The sequence below is a fragment of the Pseudomonas sp. P5_B2 genome (assembly GCF_056400445.1).
Window position 1 is genome coordinate 1 of sequence record NZ_JBFULH010000654.1, and the last position, 2,172, is coordinate 2,172.

The window sequence follows — 2,172 nt, forward strand, 5'->3', positions numbered from 1 at the left end:
CGCTCACCTTGCACGATATAGCTGGGAATCGCGGTGGTGGGCTCCAGCGATTCGGGCAGCACATCGACGCAGAGCAGGCTGTTGAGAAAGCGCGACTTGCCAGCGCTGAAGCCGCCGCCGACACCGATTACAGTCTTGTTGGCCAGATCGGGGAAGGCAACCATATCCTCCAGCGACTGCTCCAGCGCCACTAGCTCGCGATAGGCTTGTGCCTCGGCCGGGTAGTCGTCTCGCGCGGCGAGGTTGACGAAGCTCTGGTGAATCAGTTGGTGCAAGCGGTGAAGCTGCCGGCGATGTTCGCTGGGGATCACGCCTTGAGGCTGGGCGATCAGTCGGGTGATCAACTGCAGTCCCAGCGCCGAATCTGCCAGATAGGGATTGGCGGTTTCGGCTTCGGCGACTTCCAGTTCTTCTAGGCTGAAGTTGAATTCAAGGGACATTTATTAATCTTCTATTTTGCGGGCTACTGTCTCGATTCGAGAGTTGGCAGATATTCGTAGCGGTGTGATGTGTTCGTCACTTCGCCATCACAGCGCGGCCAGTGCCTTCGCTACCGCCTGGCGGGCGGCGGCGATCTGTTGGGTGCTCTGCTCCTTGTTGGCAATATCTTCTCGCAAACGGGTCAGGCTCCGCTGGATGTCGCAGCTCATGTCTTCGACGAAGGTCTGGCCGGTACTGTTCAGGCTGGCTTCGATAGCCTTGACCTTGTGCTCCACTTCGCTTTCGAGGTCGCGGATGATCGCGGCTACGGCCTCGCGCTGAGCTTCCTTGAGACCGTTGATCTGGCTCTCTGAAACCCGATCGCTGCCAAACGATTTGATGATGCTGAGGCTGTAGTCCTTGCTGGAGAAGCTGACATCCGGAATGGTGATGCGGCGCAGGCTCTTGTTGACCTCGGCCAGCATCAGTTCGGCATCGAAGTCGGCGCTGCCGGTGTCGAACAGCGACATTGCCGCGACACCGACTTTACGGCGCATCTCATCGAGATCGACACAGTCAATGATTGCCTTCTGCAGGGCCTTGGTGGTCTGCAAGGCAAAGACCTGTACGCGCTCGATGGCATCCTGAGCGCTGGCGTAGACGGTGACCACATCGCGGAAGCGTGTTTCCCGATCCCCCCAGGAGAAGGGGTTGTACCAGCTGGACGTCGAAACGGAGTAGGACTCGGTCGTTGTTTCCTTGACCACGTCCACCCTGGAGTACTTCTGTGCCTGCTCGCGAATGTCTGTCTTGAGCAGCGCGAACTGCTGACTGGCCTTGACCGACTGCTCGTCAAACACGCCTTCCAGGCGTGCCTTGCCACTTCGCATACGCTTGAGCATGTCCTGCTCGGTTTTTTCCAGCTCCCCGATGTCGCCGTTGCGCACATGCTCGCTACGCGCCTGCAGGCTGAGGTCAATCTGTTGCAGGCGTTCGCGCGTTCCGTTGTGCACGCCTTCGATCAGTGCCTGCTCCTTGCTGGCGATCAGGCGCTGCTTGTGTTCGAGTTGGGCGAGGATCTCGTCGCGCAGCGCCGGAATGTTGGAGAGCTGACGCAGGCTGTTCGGTTCAAAGGCAAAACCGGTCGCGGTGCATAGCTGATCGAGTTGTTCCCGGTCTTCTTCGGACAGGGAATCGAAGTGCTCGGCGACTAGCCACGCCCAGCTGGAAATGAAGCGTGGTGCGGATTTTTTAACGGCGCTGAGGATGCGCCGGGTCTTGTTGTCCTGGCCAGGCTGGTTGATCTGCGCTTCCAGCGTCAGGCCGGCCTGCTCGGTCATTTTCTTGTCCAGCAGTTGCAACATTGCACCGGTTCGTACAGCAGAACGTTTCTCGGCGGGTGCCCGCTCGGCGAGCTTGCTGGCTGTGACGGCAATACCACGATCCTGGCGCAGGGCAAGATCACGCTGCGAACCGACCAGGAACACCGCCTTGTCGTCGATACCCGCTTCAGGCAGTTGCTCGCGCAGCACCGCCATGTCGGAAGAGGTGAGGAACTGGCTGACTGCCGAGAGCAGGAAGATCACGTCGCACTGGCCAAGGAAGCTACGGGTGATTTGGCCACGGGAAACCACCGGGTCGTTGAAGCCGGGGGTATCTATTATTTCCAGGCCCTGCAGGCGCTTGTCGTCGACATGCAGCACGGACATCTTGGTGATGGCGGTGAAGCGTCCGCCGCTGCCAACATACTCC

At 59.4% G+C, this 2,172-nt stretch carries 2 protein-coding genes; both read right to left on the bottom strand.

What is annotated here, in order from left to right; translation table 11 throughout:
• Positions 1 to 440: dynamin family protein (locus AC1DRJ_RS25255; RefSeq protein WP_477804559.1), on the bottom strand; the 440-nt coding region annotated here is incomplete at its 3' end.
• Positions 441 to 527: 87 nt separating this feature from the next.
• A partial coding sequence (locus tag AC1DRJ_RS25260; protein WP_477804560.1) for a dynamin family protein occupies positions 528 to 2,172 on the bottom strand: 1,645 nt, incomplete at its 5' end.